This window comes from Actinacidiphila acididurans (assembly GCF_016918855.1).
Taxonomy (GTDB): Bacteria; Actinomycetota; Actinomycetes; order Streptomycetales; family Streptomycetaceae; genus Actinacidiphila; species Actinacidiphila acididurans.
In genome coordinates, this window is the sequence record NZ_JADKYB010000006.1 from 399,933 (window position 1) to 418,369 (window position 18,437).

General features: G+C 73.8%; 12 protein-coding genes and 1 riboswitch. Of the genes, 5 read left to right on the forward strand and 7 right to left on the reverse strand.

Annotation, left to right across the window (positions count from 1 at the left end; translation table 11 throughout):
• Positions 1 to 162 precede the first annotated feature (162 nt).
• The 6 genes from cobN to ITX44_RS14115 all read right to left on the reverse strand — a co-directional run bounded on the left by cobN (position 163) and on the right by ITX44_RS14115 (position 9,722).
• Complete coding sequence (gene cobN / locus ITX44_RS14090) at positions 163 to 3,834, reverse strand: cobaltochelatase subunit CobN (protein WP_205357498.1); 3,672 nt, start codon at positions 3,832 to 3,834, stop codon at positions 163 to 165.
• Positions 3,831 to 5,333 carry a cobyric acid synthase gene (locus tag ITX44_RS14095; RefSeq protein WP_205357499.1) on the reverse strand — a complete coding sequence of 501 codons (1,503 nt, stop codon included), beginning with the start codon at positions 5,331 to 5,333 and terminating at the stop codon, positions 3,831 to 3,833. Before ITX44_RS14095 ends, cobN begins: the two co-directional genes overlap by 4 nt.
• Positions 5,330 to 6,328 (reverse strand): cobalamin biosynthesis protein, encoded by a 999-nt coding sequence (locus ITX44_RS14100; protein WP_205357500.1) that lies wholly within the window; start codon positions 6,326 to 6,328, stop codon positions 5,330 to 5,332. The genes ITX44_RS14095 and ITX44_RS14100 overlap by 4 nt, the downstream gene beginning before the upstream one ends.
• A gap of 109 nt (positions 6,329 to 6,437) precedes the next feature.
• A riboswitch (cobalamin riboswitch) is annotated at positions 6,438 to 6,634 on the reverse strand.
• Positions 6,635 to 6,737: 103 nt separating this feature from the next.
• Positions 6,738 to 6,965 (reverse strand): hypothetical protein, encoded by a 228-nt coding sequence (locus tag ITX44_RS14105; RefSeq protein WP_205357501.1) that lies wholly within the window; start codon positions 6,963 to 6,965, stop codon positions 6,738 to 6,740.
• 11 nt (positions 6,966 to 6,976) lie between these two features.
• Complete coding sequence (locus ITX44_RS14110) at positions 6,977 to 8,179, reverse strand: inorganic phosphate transporter (RefSeq protein ID WP_205357502.1); 1,203 nt, start codon at positions 8,177 to 8,179, stop codon at positions 6,977 to 6,979.
• A gap of 154 nt (positions 8,180 to 8,333) precedes the next feature.
• Positions 8,334 to 9,722: an NAD(P)/FAD-dependent oxidoreductase gene (locus tag ITX44_RS14115; protein WP_205357503.1), complete on the reverse strand. Its 1,389-nt coding sequence runs from the start codon at positions 9,720 to 9,722 to the stop codon at positions 8,334 to 8,336.
• Between the two features lie 109 nt (positions 9,723 to 9,831).
• Between ITX44_RS14115 and ITX44_RS14120 the strand changes: the two genes are divergently transcribed.
• A complete protein-coding gene (locus ITX44_RS14120; RefSeq protein ID WP_307795263.1) occupies positions 9,832 to 10,491 on the forward strand; it encodes a class II aldolase/adducin family protein in 660 nt (219 codons plus the stop codon).
• Between the two features lie 305 nt (positions 10,492 to 10,796).
• Here ITX44_RS14120 and ITX44_RS14125 read toward each other — a convergent pair whose 3' ends face one another.
• A complete protein-coding gene (locus tag ITX44_RS14125) occupies positions 10,797 to 12,317 on the reverse strand; it encodes a class I adenylate-forming enzyme family protein (RefSeq protein WP_205357504.1) in 1,521 nt (506 codons plus the stop codon).
• A gap of 181 nt (positions 12,318 to 12,498) precedes the next feature.
• Here ITX44_RS14125 and ITX44_RS14130 point away from each other — a divergent pair, with 181 nt between their 5' ends.
• The 4 genes from ITX44_RS14130 (at position 12,499) to ITX44_RS14145 (ending at position 18,199) form a co-directional block, all read left to right on the forward strand.
• Positions 12,499 to 14,151 carry an NAD(P)-binding domain-containing protein gene (locus ITX44_RS14130; RefSeq protein ID WP_205357505.1) on the forward strand — a complete coding sequence of 551 codons (1,653 nt, stop codon included), beginning with the start codon at positions 12,499 to 12,501 and terminating at the stop codon, positions 14,149 to 14,151.
• Positions 14,148 to 15,281, forward strand: a complete 1,134-nt coding sequence (locus tag ITX44_RS14135) for an alpha-hydroxy acid oxidase (protein ID WP_307795264.1) — start codon at positions 14,148 to 14,150, stop codon at positions 15,279 to 15,281. The genes ITX44_RS14130 and ITX44_RS14135 overlap by 4 nt, the downstream gene beginning before the upstream one ends.
• Positions 15,275 to 16,711 carry a cytochrome P450 gene (locus ITX44_RS14140; protein WP_205357506.1) on the forward strand — a complete coding sequence of 479 codons (1,437 nt, stop codon included), beginning with the start codon at positions 15,275 to 15,277 and terminating at the stop codon, positions 16,709 to 16,711. The genes ITX44_RS14135 and ITX44_RS14140 overlap by 7 nt, the downstream gene beginning before the upstream one ends.
• A 207-nt stretch (positions 16,712 to 16,918) precedes the next feature.
• Complete coding sequence (locus ITX44_RS14145; RefSeq protein WP_205357507.1) at positions 16,919 to 18,199, forward strand: cation:proton antiporter; 1,281 nt, start codon at positions 16,919 to 16,921, stop codon at positions 18,197 to 18,199.
• The last annotated feature ends 238 nt before the right edge of the window (positions 18,200 to 18,437 follow it).

The window sequence follows — 18,437 nt, forward strand, 5'->3', positions numbered from 1 at the left end:
TCACTCCTTCGAATGACGTCAGCCGGATACGGACGATGCCTGGAGACGCGCTCGCCATACTGGTGTTCTGGTCCCCGCCGCTGCGGGGTTGATCCGTTGCTCCACGAGCACCTGGTCGAGCCCATGCTGTGGGCCCCGCACATGCGTGGGTTATCCGGGAGGTCATTCCTCTCCCTCCAGATCTCCCTCGAGCTCAAGGTAGATTTGCCGGAGCCGCTCCAGCGTCTCCTGGTCCGGCTCCGCCCACAGCCCGCGGTCGGCCGCCTCCAGCAGCCGTTCCGAAATCCCCCGCAGCGCCCACGGGTTGGACCGCCGCATGAACTCCTGGTTCTCCGGCGAGAAGACGTACTCCGCGGCCAGCTTCTCGTACATCCAGTCGTCCACGACGCCGGCCGTCGCGTCGTACCCGAAGAGGTAGTCGACCGTCGCGGCCATCTCGAAAGCGCCCTTATATCCGTGCCGTTTCATCGCGCTCATCCAGCGTGGGTTGACCACGCGCGCCCGGAATACCCGGTGGGTCTCTTCGGCCAGCGATCTGGTCTTCACCTGATCCGTCAGCGCGCTGTCCCCCACGTACGCCTCCGGTGAGGAGCCGGTGAGGTGCCGCACCATCGCGACCATCCCGCCGTGGTACTGGAAGTAGTCGTCGGCATCGGCGATGTCGTGTTCTCTGGTGTCGACATTTTTCGCCGCGACCTGGATCCGCCGGAACGCCGCCTCCATGTCGCCGCGGGCCGGACGCCCGTCCAGGCCGCGCCCGTACGCGTAGCCGCCCCAGACCGCGTACACCTCGGCGAGGTCGGAGTCGTCGCGCCAGTTGCGCGCGTCGATGAGCGGCAGCAGGCCGGCCCCGTAGGCGCCGGGCTTGGAGCCGAAGATGCGGGAGGTGGCCCGGCGCTGGTCGCCGTGTTCGGCCAGGTCCTGCTGGACGTGGGCCCGGACGTGGTTGATGTCGGCGGGTTCGTCGAGGGCGGCGACCGCGCGTACGGCGTCGTCAAGGAGGGCCACCACGTGCGGGAAGGCGTCGCGGAAGAAGCCGGAGATGCGCACGGTGACGTCGATGCGGGGCCGGCCCAGCTCGTCCGCGGGCACCACTTCGAAGCCGGTGACGCGGCGGGAGGCGTCGTCCCAGACCGGGCGGCAGCCGAGCAGGGCCAGGATCTCGGCGATGTCGTCGCCCTGGGTGCGCATGCAGGACGTACCCCACACCGTCAGGCCCACGGACGCCGGGTAGGTGCCGGTGTCGGCGAGGTGGCGGGCGAGCAGGGAGTCGGCGAGGGCGGTGCCGACGTCCCAGGCCAGGCGGGAGGGGATGGCCTTGGGGTCGACGGAGTAGAAGTTGCGGCCGGTCGGCAGGACGTTGACGAGGCCGCGGGTGGGGGAGCCGGAGGGGCCGGCCGGCACGTAGCCGCCGCGCAGGGCGCGCAGCACATGGGCGATCTCGTCGCTGGTGCGGGCCAGCCGGGGCACGACTTCGGTGGCGGCGAAGTCCAGGACGTGTACCGCCTCCGGTACCGCCCGGCCGGCCAGCACCTCGCGCACCGCCTCGTGGGCCGCGTCGCCCGCCCAGTCCCGTTCCTCCATCGCCTCGGCCAGCCGCCGGGCCAGCGTTTCCAGCAGGTCGATGGCGTCGGAAGCGGTGCGGGCCGGGCCGGCGGCGAGCGCGGTCAGTGCGGCGGGCACCTCGGCCGGGGCGCCGGGCTCGGCGAGCAGTTCCTTCTCCACCAGGCCGAAGTGCTCGGCCAGGGCGGCGCGCAGGCCGGGCAGCGCGCCGCCGGAGCCGCCCCACACCTGGGCGGAGCGCAGCACCGCGAGCACCAGGTTGATCCGGGCCTCGCCGGCCGGGCCCGCGCCCAGGATGTGCAGGCCGTCGCGGATCTGGACGTCCTTGATCTCGCACAGCCAGCCGTCGACGTGCAGGACGAAGTCGGCGAAGTCGTCGGCGTCGGGCTGTTCGGCCACGTGCAGGTCGTGGTGCAGCTCGGCGGCCCGGACGAGGGTCCAGATCTGGCTGCGCAGTGCCGGGGCCTTGGCCGGGTCCAGGTCGTTGACCATGGCGTACTCGTCCAGGAGCTGTTCGAGCTTGGCCAGGTCGCCGTAGGAGTCGGCGCGGGCCATCGGCGGCACCAGGTGGTCCACGACGGTGGCGTGGCCGCGCCGCTTGGCCTGGGTGCCCTCGCCGGGGTCGTTGACGATGAAGGGGTAGACCAGCGGCAGGTCGCCGAGCACCGCGTCGGGCGCGCAGGCGGCGGACAGGCCCAGGCCCTTGCCGGGCAGCCACTCCATGGTGCCGTGCTTGCCGAGGTGCACGATGGCGTCCGCGCCGAAGGTGCGGTCCAGCCAGCGGTAGGCGGCCAAGTAGTGGTGCGAGGGCGGCAGGTCCGGGTCGTGGTAGATGGAGATCGGGTTCTCGCCGAAGCCGCGCGGCGGCTGGATGAGCACCACCACGTTGCCGAATTGGAGTGACGCCAGCACGATGTCGTCGCCGTCGACGTACAGCGAGCCGGGCGGCTCGCCCCAGTGCGTGAGCATCGCCGCCTTCAGCTCACTGTCGAGGGCGGCGAACCAGTCGCGGTAGTCGGCCAGCGGCACCCGGGCGGGCGCGGCGGCGAGCTGCTCCTCGGTCAGCCATTCCACGTCGTGGCCGCCGGCGGCGATCAGCCGGTGGATCAGCTCGTCGCCGTCCGCGGGGATCTCCCCGACGTCGTAGCCGTCCGCGCGCAGGGCGTGCAGCAGCGCGATCGCGGAGGCGGGGGTGTCCAGGCCGACCGCATTGCCGACCCGGGAGTGCTTGGTGGGGTAGGCGGTGAACACCAGGGCGAGTCTTTTCCCGGCGTTCGGGGTGTGGCGCAGTGCCGCGTGCCGGGCCGCGATGCCGGCCACCCGGGCCGCCCGCTCCGGGTCGGCCGCGTACACCGGCACCCCGTCCGGGCCGGTCTCCTTGAACGAGAACGGCACGGTGATCAGCCGCCCGTCGAACTCCGGGATCGCCACCTGCATCGCCGCGTCCATCGGGGACAGCGCGGCGTCGCTGTCCAGCCAGGCCGCGCGGGAGGTGGTCAGGCACAGGCCCTGGACGATCGGCACGTCGAGGTCGGCCAGCGCCCCGATGTCCCAGGCCTCCTCCTCGCCGCCCGCACTCGCCTGCGCGGCGACCGTGCCGCCGGCCGCCAGCACCGTGGTGACGATCGCGTCGGCCCGGCCCAGCAGCTCGTACAGGCCCTCGGGCGCGCCGCGCAGCGAACCGCAGTACACCGGCAGGGCGTTGGCGCCCTTCGCCTCGACGGCCGCGCACAGGGTGTCCACGAAGGCGGTGTTCCCGGACAGTTCGTGCGCGCGGTAGAAGAGGACCGCGACGGTGGGGCGGCCCTCCTCGTACGGGTAAGTGCCGTGCACGCCGAACTGCGGCATGCGGCGCGGCGGTTCGAAGCCCTCGCCGCTCATCAGGACGGTGTCGGACAGGAAGCGGGCGAGCTCCGCGAGGTTGTCCGGGCCGCCCTCGACGAGGTAGCGCAGCGCCTCGGCGACCACGCCGGCCGGTACCGAGGACATGGCCATCAACTCGGCGTCCGGTACGGTCTCGCCGCCCAGCAGCACCGTGGGAATGCCGGAGCCGACCAGCAGTTCGAGGCCCTTCTCCCAGGTGCGGCGCCCGCCCAGCAGCCGGACCACGGCCACGTCGGCGCCGTCCAGCAGCGCCGGCAGGTCGGTTTCCGGGTCGGTGCGGGCCGGGTTGCCGATCCGGTACGCCGTCCCGTCCGCGGCGGTGTCGCCGGCCGCGCGGGCGGCCAGCAGGTCGGTGTCGGCGGTGGACAGCAGCAGAACGGTGGTCATGGCGCCCCCGGTGCGACGAAGGGGAGGCCGGCGGGTGCGCCGTCCTCGATGAGCCGCAGCAGCGCGGCGGTGTCCATGTGCTCCTCGACCAGGTCGCCGAGGCGGTCGAGTTGTTCCTCGCGCAGCGCGGCGAAGCGGGTGCCGGGTGCGGGCACGAAGTCGCGGCCCGCGGCGGCGGCGACCTCGGCCAGGAAGCGGCGCCGGAAGCCGTCGCTCTCCAGCGAGCCGTGCCAGTGGGTGCCCCACACCGCGCCGACCCGGCAGCCGTCCAGGAACGGTTCGCCGCCGCGGACGTCGGCCACGCCGTGGTGGATCTCGTAGCCGGCGACCGGCTCGCCGTAGTGGCTGCCGGACGGGCGGGCCAGGGTCTTGTCGGCGGCGAACCGGACCCGTACCGGCAGCAGGCCGAGCCCGTCGACGGTGCCGCGCCGCGACTCCACCTCGTCCTCGATGCGCTCGCCGAGCATCTGGAAGCCGCCGCACACGCCCAGCACCGGCCGGCCCTCGGCGGCGCGGCGCCGTACCGCATCGGCCAGGCCCTGCGCGCGCAGCCACTCCAGCGCCCTTACGGTGCCGCGGGTGCCGGGCAGCACCACCAGGTCGGCGTCCGCCACGTCCTGCGGCCGGTCCACGAACCGGACGACCACGCCCGGTTCGGCGGCCAGCGCGTCCACGTCCGTGAAGTTGGACATCAGCGGGACCGCGGCCACCGCGACGCGCAGCACGTCCCTGCCGTACGGCTCGCCGGCCGCGGACTCGCGTGACGAGCCGCGCAAGGAGACACGGAGTCCGTCCTCCTCGTCGATGCCCAGGCCGTGGGTGTACGGCAGGACGCCCAGCGTCGGGCGGCCGGTCAGCTTCGCCAGCATGTCCAGGCCCGGGCGCAGCAGGCTCCGGTCGCCGCGGAACTTGTTCACCACGTAGCCGGCGACGAGCTTCTGGTCGTCGGGGCTCAGCAGCGCGGTGGTGCCGAACAGGCCGGCGAACACCCCGCCGCGGTCGATGTCGCCGACCACCAGGACCGGCAGGCCTGCGGCCCGGGCGACGGCCATGTTCACGATGTCGGTACGGCGCAGGTTGATCTCGGCGGGGCTGCCGGCGCCCTCGCAGACCACCACGTCGTGGGTGGCGCCCAACTGCTCCAGGCAGTCCGTCACCGTGGCCAGCAACTCGCCCTGCCGGCCGCCGTGATAGCCGCGGGCGCTGAGCTCGCCCACCGGCCGGCCGAGGACCACCACCTGGCTGCGGCTGTCCCCACCGGGCTTGAGCAGCACCGGGTTCATCAGCGCCGACGGCTCCACCCGCGCGGCCTGCGCCTGCATGGCCTGCGCCCGGCCGATCTCGGCGCCCTCCCGGGTCACGAACGAGTTCAGGCTCATGTTCTGGCCCTTGAACGGCGCGACCCGCAACCCGCGCCGGGCCAGGAACCGGCATATCCCGGCGACCAGCACGCTCTTGCCGGCGTCGCTGGACGTGCCGGCGATCAGGATTCCCTTCACGAGGCGGCTCCTTCAGGCCCGTTCGGCCCGGTCGACTCGGCCGTCCCGGGGCGGCGGCGCTGCCGTACGGCCGAGGCGAGGACGGACCCGGCGGCGGCGAGCAGGCCGACGCGGCGGGACAGGCGGACGGCACGGGTGATGTCGGCGGGGCCGGGCGGGGGGAACTGCGCGCCCAGGACCGGGCGGTGCTCGGTGCGGCCGGCGTAGGAAAGGGTGCCGCCCAGGCGGCGGCGCAGCGCCCCGGCGAACGCGGCCTCCACGGGCCCGGCGTTGGGGCTGGGGTGGCGGCGGCCGTCGCGCCGCCAGGTGCGCAGCGCCGAGCCCGGGTGCGGGCCGGCCAGCACCGCGAGGGCGGCGGTCAGGCGGGAGCCGGGCAGGCCGGCCAGGTCGTCCAGCCGGGCCGCGGCCCAGCCGAACCGAAGGTGCCGCGGCGACTTGTGACCCACCATCGCGTCGAGGGTGTTGACCGCGCGGAAGCCCACCAGGCCGGGCACTCCGGCCAGCGCCCCCCACACCAGGGCGCCCACCACGGCGTCCGAGGTGTTCTCGGCCACCGATTCCACCACCGCCCGGGCGATCCCGGCCTCGTCCAGCGCCTGCGGGTCGCGCCCGCACAGGTGCGGCAGCCGGGCGCGGGCCGCCGCCAGGTCACCGGCCTCCAGGGCGGCGGCGATCGCCCGCGCCTCCCGGGTCAGCGAGGTGCCGCCGAGCACGGTCCAGGTGGCCGCGGAGGCGAGCGCGAGGGAGAGCGCGGCGGAGGAGCGTACGCCGCGGGTCGCCAGCGCCGCCGCGCCGGCCGCGCCACCGGCGCACAGTGCGGCGTAGGCGGTGCCGGTGAGCCGGTCGTCGCGCCACATCCGCCGTTCCAGGGCACCGGCCAGCGCGCCGAATCCCGCCACGGGGTGGCCGCGGCGGGGATCGCCGGTCAGCAGGTCGCCGAGGAAACCGAGCGCGGCACCGTACGCATAAGTGCTGTGAAAGCCGTCGGTACGCATCGCGTCAGTCCGCCGCCGGCACTCTCCTCCGGCGGACGCTGCGGGGCGGGGGAACGGGAACGCGCAAGCCGGGCATGGCGGAAGTCCTCACTCAGGGTCCTCGCCCTGGTTCGACGTGACCGGCGGTGAGAGTCTCCTGGCTCCCGGATCAACGCACTCCCGGTCTTCCAGCCGGTGAACCGGCCGTGACGTACAGGGTGGGAGTGCACTCCCCGGTGACAGTGGCGGGACCGCGCCGGATTCGCACCGGACTTCCTCTCCTGCCGCCGTATGGCTCCAGGCAGTTCACCACGTGCGGCAAACCCCGTCAACTCACCCCTGACCTGCACGGACCGACTGTGTCCGGCCCCACATCGGCACATTCCGCGCCCTGCGGCCGGCGCCTGCGGGAACGGCGGCCGCCCGGCCGCTACTTGGCGGTGATCAGCCAGATGCCCCAGACGGTCGCGGCGGCGCAGGCGGCGAAGCAGAGCCAGGAGGCGGCGCGGGTCAGGGCGGCGGTGGCCGGGCGGGGGCGGGCGGCGCCGGCGGGGCGGGCGAGGCCCACGACGCCGAGGGTGAACAGGCCCACCAGGCCGACCGTGGCGGCCAGGGTGGCGCAGAGGACCGTGAGGAGGGCGTGCCAGTCGATGCTCATCGCGGGGTCCTTCAGGCCGTGGTGGGGGCGGAGGTGGTGGTGGAGGAGGCGGCCGGGGGCGGCGGGGAGACGGCTGCGACCGCCGCGGCGACCGCGTCCTGGGGTTCGGCCGGCAGGTCGTTGACGTTGGCGTGGGTGACCGGGCGGCGGCGGGCGGCGGTACGGATCGCCGCGCAAACGGCCAGGCCGAGGACGGCGACCAGGGTGATGCCCCAGGCGCCCTGGTCGGCCAGCAGCGCCGCGCCCGCGCCGACCAGGCCGGCCGCGGGGAGTGTCAGCGCCCAGGCGGCGACCATCCGGCCGGCGGTGCTCCACCGGACCACGGCGCCGATGCGGCCGAGCCCGGCGCCCATCACCGCGCCGGAGGAGACCTGCGTGGTGGACAGCGCGAAGCCCAGGTGCGAGGAGGCCAGGATGGTGGCGGCGGCGCCGGTCTGCGCGGTGAAGCCCTGCTGCGGCTCGATGTCGGTCAGGCCCCGGCCGATGGTGCGGATGATCCGCCAGCCGCCGAGATAGGTGCCCAGCGCGATCGCGGTGCCGGCCGAGACGATCACCCACAGCGGCGGGTCGGAGTGCGGGGCCACGACCCCGCCGGTGATCAGGGTGAGGGTGATCACGCCCATCGTCTTCTGCGCGTCGTTGGTGCCGTGGGCCAGCGAGACCAGGCCGGCCGAGGCGATCTGCCCGGCCCGGTAGCCGCGGGACGCGGCCGCCGGGTCGGCGCGGCGGCCCAGCAGATAGGTCAGCCGGGTGGCCGCCGTCGCGGCCAGTCCCGCCACGATCGGCGCCGCCACCGCGGGGATCAGCACCTTCATGACCACCGCGTCGCCGTGGATGCCGTGGGCGCCGACGGCCACCAGGGTGGCCCCGATCAGCCCGCCGAACAGCGCGTGCGAGGAACTGGACGGCAGCCCGGCCAGCCAGGTCAGCATGTTCCAGACGATCGCGCCCACCAGCCCGGCGAAGATCACCTCCGGCCGGATCCCGGCCGATTCGTCCACGATGCCGCCGGAGATGGTCTTGGCGACCTGCACCGACAGGAAGGCGCCGGCCAGGTTCAGCACGGCGGACATCGCCACTGCCGTCCGCGGCCCCAGAGCACCGGTCGAGATGGTGGTGGCCATGGCGTTGGCGGTGTCGTGGAAGCCGTTCGTGAAGTCGAACACGAGAGCGGTGACGATGACGATTCCGATCAGGAGCGTCATGTGTTCCATGGGCCCGGGTTCCGTTCGCTCGGACAGGTGGCGACGGTGACCGTACGGACGACCGGTGAACGGAAGATGAACTGGGAGCGTCTTCGGAGTGCTGTTGTTAATGAGAGATGAACGTCACCGATATGGCTTCCGTACGGGCCGTGTCCGGCGGGTGTCAGTGGCGGCCGGCGATCCGGTCCGCGTACCGCGCCACCACGTCCGTACGGGCGCTGTGCCCGCGCCGCTCGCGCCGGTCCGCCGCCCGGTAGGCCGCGTACAGCCCGTGCACGCCCGCCCACCGCAGCGGCTCCGGCTCCCAGCGCCGTACCCGGTGGCCCACCCAGGGCAGCGCGGTCAGTTCGGTGGGCCGCCCCTGGCCCGCGTCCAGCCGCACCAGGTCGCGCAGGGTGCGCGCGGCCAGGTTCGAGGTCGCCACGCCGCTGCCCACGTAGCCGCCGGCCCAGCCGAGCCCGGTGGCCCGGTCCAGATGGACGCCCGCGCACCAGTCCCGCGGCACCCCCAGCACCCCCGACCAGGCATGATCGACCGCCACCCCGGCCGTCGCCGGGAAGAAGCGCACCAGGATCGCGCGCAGCGCGGCCACCGTCGCCGCCGACGTGCCGCCGTCGTTGTCGGTCCGCGAGCCGAACCGGTACGGTGCCCCGCGCCCGCCCAGCGCGATCCGGCCGTCCGCGGTGCGCTGCGCGTACATGTACGCGTGCGCCATGTCGCCCAGCGTCTCCGCGCCCTCCCACCCGATGGTCGCCCAGACCTCCGGCGGCAGCGGCTCGGTGACGATCATCGAGGAGTTCATCGGCAGCCAGGTGCGCCGCTGGCCCTTGAGCGACGCGGTGAAGCCCTCGGTGCAGCGCAGCACATAGGGCGCGCGGACCGTGCCGTACGGCGTCACGGCGTGGCCCGGGCGGATCTCGGTGACCGGAGTGGACTCGTGCACGCTCACCCCGAGCCGCTCCACCGCCGCGGCCAGCCCCCGCACCAGCTTCGCCGGCTGCACCCGCGCGCCGTGCGGCGTCCAGGTGCCGCCGACCGTGCCCGCCACCCGCACCCGGCCCGCCGCCTCCGCCGCGCTCAGCAGCACCCGCTCGCGCTCCCCGAAGGCCACCTCGGCCTCGTGGTACGCCCGCAGCCGGGCCAGTTGCGCGGGGGAGTACGCCACCTCCAGCACCCCGCCGCGATGGATGTCGGCGTCGATGCCCTCCCGCCCGGCCACCTCGATCACCTCGGTGACCGTGTCGTTCATGGCCCGCTGGAGCGCGACGGCGGCCTCCCGCCCGTGCAGCGCCGCGTACCGGTCGCGCCCGGCGACCCCGTTGTAGAGCCAGCCGCCGTTGCGCCCCGAGGCGCCGTACCCGCAAAAACGCGCCTCCAGCACGGTCACCCGCAACTCGGGCGCGGCGCTCTTCAGGTAGTACGCGGTCCACAGCCCGGTGTAGCCGCCGCCGACGATCACCACGTCCGCGTCGCGCGAGCCGGCCAGCGGCTCCCGCGGCAAGGGAATCCCGGTGCCCGCGTACCAGAAGGAAATGCCGCCGTTGACGGTCATAATTTCCCTGCCGTCCTTGTGCTCGGTGGGTGGTGTCCGGCGGACGCTACTGCGCCCGCCGGGCGGTCGGCAATGATCAGCGTGCAGGACAGGGTGCAAAGGATTCGCCGTGCGGGACGCACTGGAGAAAGCCTGGTCGCAAGTGGTGGACACGGCCCGCCGGACGGTCGCGGACGGCCTGGTGACCGGCACGTCGGGCAATGTCTCGGCCCGGGTCGGTGACCTGGTGCTGGTCACGCCGACCGGGGTGCCGTACGACCGGCTCGGACCGGACGACGCGGTCGCCGTCGACCTCGCCGGCAACCAGGTGCACGGCTCCCTGCGGCCCACCAGCGAACTGCCCACCCACCTGGCCCTCTACCGCTCGACCCCCGCCCTGGCCATCGTGCACACCCACGCGCCGCACGCCACCGCCGCCTCCACGCTGGTCAGCAAGCTGCCCAACGTGCACTACGCCGCCGCGGGCCTCGGCGGGCAGATCCTGGTCGCCGACTACGCCCTCTACGGCACCGACGAACTCGCCCGCGCCGTCCTCAAAGCCCTGCGCGACGGCCGCACCGCCTGCCTGATGCGCAACCACGGCACGATTGCCTTCGGCGACGACCTCGACCAGGCGTACGACCGCACCGCCCAGCTCGAATGGCTCTGCCGCGTCTGGCTCCTGGCCGCCGCCGCTCCCGACGCGGGCCGGCCCCGCACCCTCTCCACCCGTGCCCTGGGCCGCGTAGCGGCCAAGCTCAAGGGGTACGGGCAGGCCCGGAGTACCTGACGGGGTGCGGCTGCGCCGCACGGTTCGCCGGGAGCGCCCCGCAGGGGCGCGGGGAACTGCGCGAGCTCCCCCAGAGCTTCGCCTGGGGGTACCCCCACTGACGGCCGGTGGTCCGGATGCGACAGCAATTGCCCCTTTGGGCCGGTGGCGACCCGCGCCACGTAATGGGGCTTGTCGCGCAGTTCCCCGCGCCCCTTGGTTTTCCCGGCGAGCCCCGCGGCGCAGCCGCGGCCCCCGGGGTATCCCCGGCGAACCGTTCCGCCGTCAGGCGAGGCCCGGAGTGCTCCCGGCGAACCGTAGGGGGTTCAGGTGGCGGTCACCCGGGCGAGGAGGGCCTTCTTGTCGGGCTTGCCGCTCGGGGCGACCGGAACCGTGTCGAGGACGGTGATGGTCGAGGGAATCGCCGCCTCGCCGAGGGCGGAGCGCACGGCGGCCCGCAGGGCGTCGAGTGCGGGCACGCGACCTGGAGCGGGGACGACGAAAGCGTGTGCGGCTTCGCCCGTGTGCTCGTCGGGCGCAGCCACTACGTAGGCCTGGTCGACGTCGGGGTGGGCGGCGAGGGCCGCCTCGATGGCGCCGGCGTAGTAGAGGATCGCGTTGACGAAGATGACATCGCGGGCACGGCCGACCAGGCGGAGGAAGCCGTCGGTGCCGAAGGAACCGAGATCGCGGGTGCGGATCCAGCCGTCCTGGACGACCTCGCGGGTCTGCTCCTCGTCCTGCCAGTAGCCGGACATCTGGCCGCCGGCCCGGACCCATATCTCGCCGGTGCCGCCGGTGGGCAGTTCGGTGCCGTCGGGGCCGCGCACGCTCAGCCCGATGCCGGGCAGCGGGCGGCCGACCGCGTCCAGTACGGAGGCGCCGTGCGCGGCCAGTTCCTCGGTCGGCAGCAGGGCGAGCATGCCGGTCTCGGTCTGGCCGTAGCCCTGGAGGACGGCGTCGCCGAGCCGGTCCACGGCCTCGGCCAGCCGGTGCGGGGGCAGCGGGGAGCCGGCCACCAGGAGTGCGCGCAGGCTGCTGACGTCGACGTCGCGGGCGCGCAGGTCGTCCAGGATCGCGTAGAGCCGCGGCACCGTGCACAGGCAGGCGGTGATCCGGTGCTCCTGGAAGACCTCGGGGAAGACCGCGCGCGGCTCGGGGATCACCGCGGTGCCGCCGCTGTAGAGGGACAGCGCCAGGTGTTCCAGCATCACCGCGCTGGTGAGGGTGCCGAAGAGCAGGAAGCGGCCGTAGCGCGCGCCGAGCCGGCGGATCACCGGGCTGTGCCGGTCCGGGTTCCAGGCCCAGTGCTCGCGGAAGGAGCCGTAGGTCTGCGCGCAGCCCTTGGGCATGCCGGTGCTGCCGCTGGTCAGCGTGATCAGGGCGACCGCGTCGGGGTCGCCCTTCGGGGTCAGTTCGTCGCCGGTCAGCGGGGCCGGGGCGAGCAGGTCGCGGTCGATGTCCAGGACCGGGGCGGGGTGGGCGGCTTCCGCGAGTTGCGGTCCGGCGGTGGTGTCGTCGGCGATCACGCCGTCCGGCGACCAGGTCAGGACGTGCCGGAGCTGAGCCGGTGTCAGGCCGGGGCGCAGCGCGGTCACCCGGCAGCCGAGCAGGTGGGCGGCCATGTGGGCGGCGAAGCCGGCCGGGGTGACCGCGGTGGTCACGGCCACCGCGCTGCCCGGGCCGAGGCCATGGGCGCGCAGGCCGGCCACGCAGTCGCGGATCAGTTCCACCATGCGGCCGCGGCTGACGGGCTGCGACCGGAATTCGAAGGCCGGGGCGCCGGGGTCCGCCAGAAAGGCGTCCACCAGGGGGCGGGGAAATACCGATTCGGCCGGATTGTTCATCGTGGACCTCCGCTTCCGACGGGCGGGAGAAAGGATGGCATTGCGGCCGCGGCAATGGGGTGGTTTCGGTCGTGCCGGGGCCCGTGGGGCGTGTGATATGGATCACGTTCACTGATGCTGGAGGTCTCTTTTAACTCTCAACTACGCTGGCGCCCAGCCGTCTCATGACCAGGGAGGGACCATGTCCGCTGCAGAGCAGGTCGATTACCTCGTGATCGGGGCCGGACCGTCGGGGCTCCAGGCGGCGTATTTTCTGGAAAGAGCCGGACGGAACTATCTGGTGGTCGAGGCAGGAAGTGCGCCGGGGACCTTTTTCACCCGATTTCCGCGGCACCGGACCCTGATATCCATCAACAAGGTCCACTCCGGCTGGACCGACCCCGAGATGAAGCTGCGGGTCGACTGGAACTCCCTGCTGACCGAAGAAGGCGCGCCGCTCTTCTCGTCCTTCAGCAAGCGCTACTTCCCGGCCGCCGACGACTTGGTCCGCTACCTCGCCGACTTCGCCGCCACCCACCGGCTGAAGATCCGGTACGACACCCGGATCGCGCGGATCACCCGCGACCCGGCCCCGGCCGCGGAATCCACCGGCACCACCGGCGGCGACTTCACCGCCGTGGACGGGGACGGCAACGAGATCCGGGCCAAGCGGCTGATCGTGTCCACCGGCGTGACCCTGCCCTACGTGCCGCCCATCGAGGGCGCCGAGCTGGCCGAGACCTACACCGAGGTGTCGGTGGACCCGGCCGACTTCACCGGCAAGCGGGTGCTCATCATCGGCCGCGGGAATTCCGCCTTCGAGACCGCCGACAATCTGGTGGAAACCGCCGCGGTGATCCACATGGCCGGACCCGGCTCGCTGAAACTGGCCTGGCAGACCCATTTCGTGGGCCACCTGCGGGCCGTCAACAACAATTTCCTGGACACCTACCAGCTCAAGTCCGAGAACGCCCTGCTGGACGGCGACATCCAGTACATCCGGCGGGACTCGCCGGACGGCCCGTACCGGGTCGCGGTGAAATTCGCCCGGGTCAGGGAAGTGGTCAAGGAGATCCAGTACGACCGGGTGATCCTGGCCACCGGTTTCCGCTTCGACGCGAGCATCTTCGCCCCCGAATGCCGTCCGGAACTCACCATCAAGGACCGCTTCCCGGCGCAGACCGAGGCCTGGGAATCCACCAATGTCCCCGATGTGTACTTCACCGGCACCGTGACCCAGATGCGGGACTTCAAGAAATCCACCAGCGGGTTCATCCACGGCTTCCGCTACGGCGCGCGGGCGCTGCACCGCATCACCGAGCAGCGCTATCACGCCACCCCCTGGCCGGGCCGTGACCTGCCCACCACCTCCGAGGGCCTGGCCGACGCGCTGCTCGCGCGGGCCAACCGCACCTCCGCGCTGTGGCAGCTGTTCGCCGTCATGTCCGACGCCGTCCTGCTCAACCCGGGCGCCGCTCCGGTCCACCACGAGGAGGTGCCGGTCGACTACCTCCACCAGGCCACCGGTGACGGGGTGTTCGGGCCGGTCGACCGCTACCTGACGCTCACTCTGGAATACGGCGCCGACCACGACAAGGTGAACCCCTTCGACGTCTCCGCCGGCCGCGTCTCGCAGCAGGACACCAGCGGGCTCGACGGCCGCTACCTGCACCCGGTGGTCCGGCTGTTCCAGGACGGCAAGCCGCTCGCGGAGCACCACGTCACGGAGAACCTCGAGAACGAGTGGGACAGCCCGGACGTCCACCGGGCGCCCCTGGTCCGCTTCCTGGCGCAGCACGGTGTCCCGCGGGCCGACGACGCTGCCGAGCCGTCGGCCGGCGCGGACCGGTCGTGACCGCCGCCGGCGCCGCGCCGGACCGCCCGCGGGAGCCGGGCGGCGGCGCCGCACTGCGCGAACTGCGGGACAAGGCCCGTTCCCTGCTCGACCCGGTGATCCGGGACTTCTACGAGGGCGGCGCGGACAGCGAGACCGCGCTCGCCGAGAACGAGCGGGCCTTCGCCCGGCTGGCGCTGCTCCCGCGGATCCTGGCCGGCGCCGGCCAGGCGAGCACCGCCGTCCGCCTGCTGGGCGCGGACCTGGACACCCCGGTCCTGGTCGCGCCCACCGCCTTCCACCGGCTGGCCCACCCCGACGGCGAAGTCGCCACCGCCCGGGCCGCCGCGGCGGCCGGCACCGTACTGATCGCCTCGATGGCCGCGACCACCGCGGTCGCCGAGGTGACGGCCGCGGCCCGGGACGTACGGCCGGACGCCCAGGTGTGGTTTCAGCTCTACCTCCAGCCCGAGCCGGAGGTGACCGCCGAACTCGTACGGCGGGCCGAAGCGGCCGGCTGCACCGCCCTGGTGGTCACCGCCGACTCCCCGGTCTTCGGCCGGCACGGGCGCGACGAGCGCAACGGCTTCCACGACCTGCCGCCCGGCTACGCCGCGGAGAACATGCGCGACCTGCCCGGCACCCCGCCCGGCGGCACCCGACCGATCGCCATGTCGCCCGCCCTGTCCTGGGCCGACCTGCGCCGGCTGCGCGAGCTGACCCGGCTGCCGGTGGTCCTCAAGGGTGTACTGCACCCCGCCGACGCGGCCCGCGCCGCCGACGAGGGCCTGGCCGCGGTGGTGGTCTCCAACCACGGCGGCCGCCAGTTGGACGCGGCCCCGGCCACGGTCGAGGCACTGCCCGCGGTCGTCGCAGCCATCGCCGGGCGCATCCCGGTGCTGCTCGACGGCGGGGTGCGGACCGGCTCCGACGTGGTGACCGCCCTGGCGCTGGGTGCCACCGCGGTCGCCGTGGGCCGCCCGGTGCTGTGGGGGCTGGCCGCCGAGGGCGAGGACGGCGTGGCCCGGGTGCTGCGGACCCTGCGCGAGCAGACCGCGCACGTGCTCACCCTGTGCGGCGCGCGCGACCGCGCCGACCTCGCCCCCGACCAGGTCGTCGCCCGCGGAATCCGGGAGGTGCCGGCGTGCTGAGACGTACCGCCGCCGCGGCCGCGGCGCTGTCCGCCCCGTACTGGCTGCCCAAGGCCGTCGTCGCGCTGCGGGTCAAGGTGTTCGCCGTGGTCAACGGCCCCGAGGGGATCGTCGTCCCCAACGCGCAGGTGCCCCCGGAGCGGTTCGCCGAGCTGTACGCGCACCCGGCCGCGAACGGCCGCAGCAAGGGCGCGGGCCTGTCCGACCTGTTCTGGTACTGGCTCTCGCCCGGCCCCGAGGTCCACCAGGAGCACCTGGAACCCGGCCCGCGCTACACCGCGGTCGCCCGGACCACCAGCGAACTCCTGTCCGGCCCCAGCGCCGAGCTGAGCGCCGCGGCCACCCGGTGCGCCGCCGCCGTCCTGGACGAACTCGCCCCCGGCGAGGTCACTCTGGTCCGGCTGCGCGACCTGATGATGCCGGTGTGGGCGGAGTTCTTCTACGAGATGGTGTTCCGCGAGCCGTGCCCGCCGCGGGCCCGCCGGCTCATCGTGGACAACGCCGAGGACGTGATCAACTCCCTGAAGAACACCCGGCTGCGCCACCTGGACCGGCGCGAGCGGCTGACCCGCTACCTGCTGGGCCGGCTCGCGGCCGGCGACGTGCCGCACGAGCTGCCCGCCGAGCTGGCCACCCCGCTGGACCGGGCGCACTACCTCCAGGGCACGTTCTTCAACACCGCCGTCGTGCAGATGTCCGAGGCCATGGCGCACCTGCTGCTGGTGCTCGCCACCCACCCCGATCTGCAACGCGAGCTCGCCGCCGCCGATCCCGACGACGACCGCGTGCTCGGCAACGTCATGAACGAGACGTTCCGGATGTATCCGCTGTTCGGCATCGCGCACCGGATCACCACCGCGGACATCGACCTCGGCGACGGCGTCACCTTCCCGGCCGGCACCGTCCTGTGCTTCGACTACCCCTCCTACCACGCCACCGGGTACACCGACCCGGAGGTGTTCGACCCCGGCCGCTGGGACCGAATCTCCGCGAAGGACGCCCACCACATCCCGTTCGGCGTCGCCGCCAACCGGCCCTGTCCCGCCTGGCGGCTCGCCCCGCTGATCATGCGCGCGGCCACCCGGGAGGTGCTGCGCCGCTACACCCTGCACTCCTCGGTCTCGCACTCCCGGTCCATGCCGCACCGCGGCCCCGCCCTCCTCGTCCGCCGCGGCCACCGCCTCCCGACCGGCGCCCGCCCGGCCGCCCTCGCCCTGCTCAAGCTGCGCGACCGCTGGGAGGACACCGGCCGCAGCCTGCTCCAACTCGGCCTCGGCACCTGGATGGTGACCCGGGCCCGCCGCGACCGCATGGCCGAGACCTGGTTCGGGTCCCACGACACGGAGGGCGCCCCGCTCGCCGCTGCGACCGCTACGACTGCCACGGCCCCGCCCCCGGGCTGCCCGTACCACCGGCCCGACGGGGCCTGAACGGACCAGACCAGGGTCTGAATCGTGCCCCGGCCCGGTCCGGGGCGGCCCCGCGCCGCCCCCCGCAGCACCGGTGGACTCGGCCCGCCCCCGTGGCCGGGTCCGCCGGGCCCACACCCTCGTACGCCCGACCCTCGTGCACCCGTACCGCCGCGCGTCCCCTCCCGCCGGCCCGTCCCCCCGCCTCCGCCGAAGGGCGATTCCGCCATGTCCAACACAGCTCTGGGCACCGCGTTCCTGCTCGCCGTCGTCGTCATCCTGCTGGTCTGCAAGGCCTTGACCCTGCTGCTGCGTCCGCTCGGGCAGCCGCCGGTGGTGGCCGAGATGATCGCGGGCGTGGTGCTCGGCCCCTCCGTGCTCGGCGCGATCGCCCCGGGCATGGAGCACCATGTGTTCCCCGACGCCATGCGCCCGGTGCTCTACGTGACCGGGCAGCTCGGCCTGACGCTGTTCATGTTCCGGGCCGGGTACGAGTTCCCGGTCGAACGGATCCGCCTGTCCGCCCGGTCCGCCGCCTCGGTCTCGGCCGCCGGGATCGCCCTGCCGCTGCTGCTCGGCTCGGGCCTGACCTGGGCCGTGCACGGGTCGGTGGACACCTCGCCGCCCGGGGTCCCGCTGCACGTGACCGTGGCGTTCGTCGGGGTCACGCTGGCGATCACCGCTTTCCCCATGCTGGCCCGCATCATCACCGAGCGCGGCCTGTCCGAGACCCGCTTCGGCACCCTTTCGCTCGCCTCGGGCGCGCTGGACGACGTGACCGCGTGGATCCTGCTGGCCGCGGTGGTCAGCATGGCCCGCGGCAGCGCCGGCCCGGTGGTGCTGGCTGCGGTCGGCGCGTTGGGCCTGGTCGTGGTGCTGACCGTGCTCGTACGGCTGCGGCCGGCTTTGACGCGGCTGATGGACCGGCTCTCCGACGAGTACCTGGTGCTGGCCGTCCTGCTCCTGCTGTGCCTGGCCTCCTGGTACACCGACCGGATCGGCCTCTACGCGGTGTTCGGCGCCTTCAGCCTCGGCGCGGCCTTCCCCCGCACACCCCGCATGGCCCGCACCCTCGCCGGCCTGGACCCGCTGAGCAGCACCCTGCTGCTGCCGCTGTTCTTCACCTACTCCGGCCTCAACACGGACACCGGCCTCCTCGGCGACCCCGCCCTCCTCCTGTTCGCCGGCGGCTGCACCCTCGCCGCCGTCATCGGCAAGCTCGGCGGCTGCTGGTTCGCCGCCCGCCTCTCCGGCCAGGACCAGCCCACCTCCCTGCGCATCGGCACCCTGATGAACGCCCGCGGCCTCATGCAGCTCATCGCCATCAACGTCGGCCTGGCCGAGGGCATCGTCTCCCGCTCCATGTTCACCGTCCTCGTCGTCGTCGCCGTCGTCACCACCGTCATGGCCACCCCCCTCCTCTCCCTCTGGGACCGCCTGGACGGCGGCACCTCCGAGGTCGCCCCCCTCCCCAAGACCCCCCTCCCCGACCCGGCCGCCCTCACCTGACCCTGCCCGGGCCGGGGGCCCGGCGGGGCGTGGGGGCCGCCGGGCCCCGGCACCCCCGCCGGCGGCGCCGCGCGCATAGCGCGAGCGGGGTTCGTGAGGGGCCGCCAGGCCCCTCACGCCGCCGCGACGGCGCGAAACCACGACGGTGTGGACCGGCGGTGCCAAGCCGCCGGTGAGCGGCAGGGCCTGCCCGGGGCGAAGCGCGCGAACACCACGGACGGCGCCGCCCCCGGCCCGG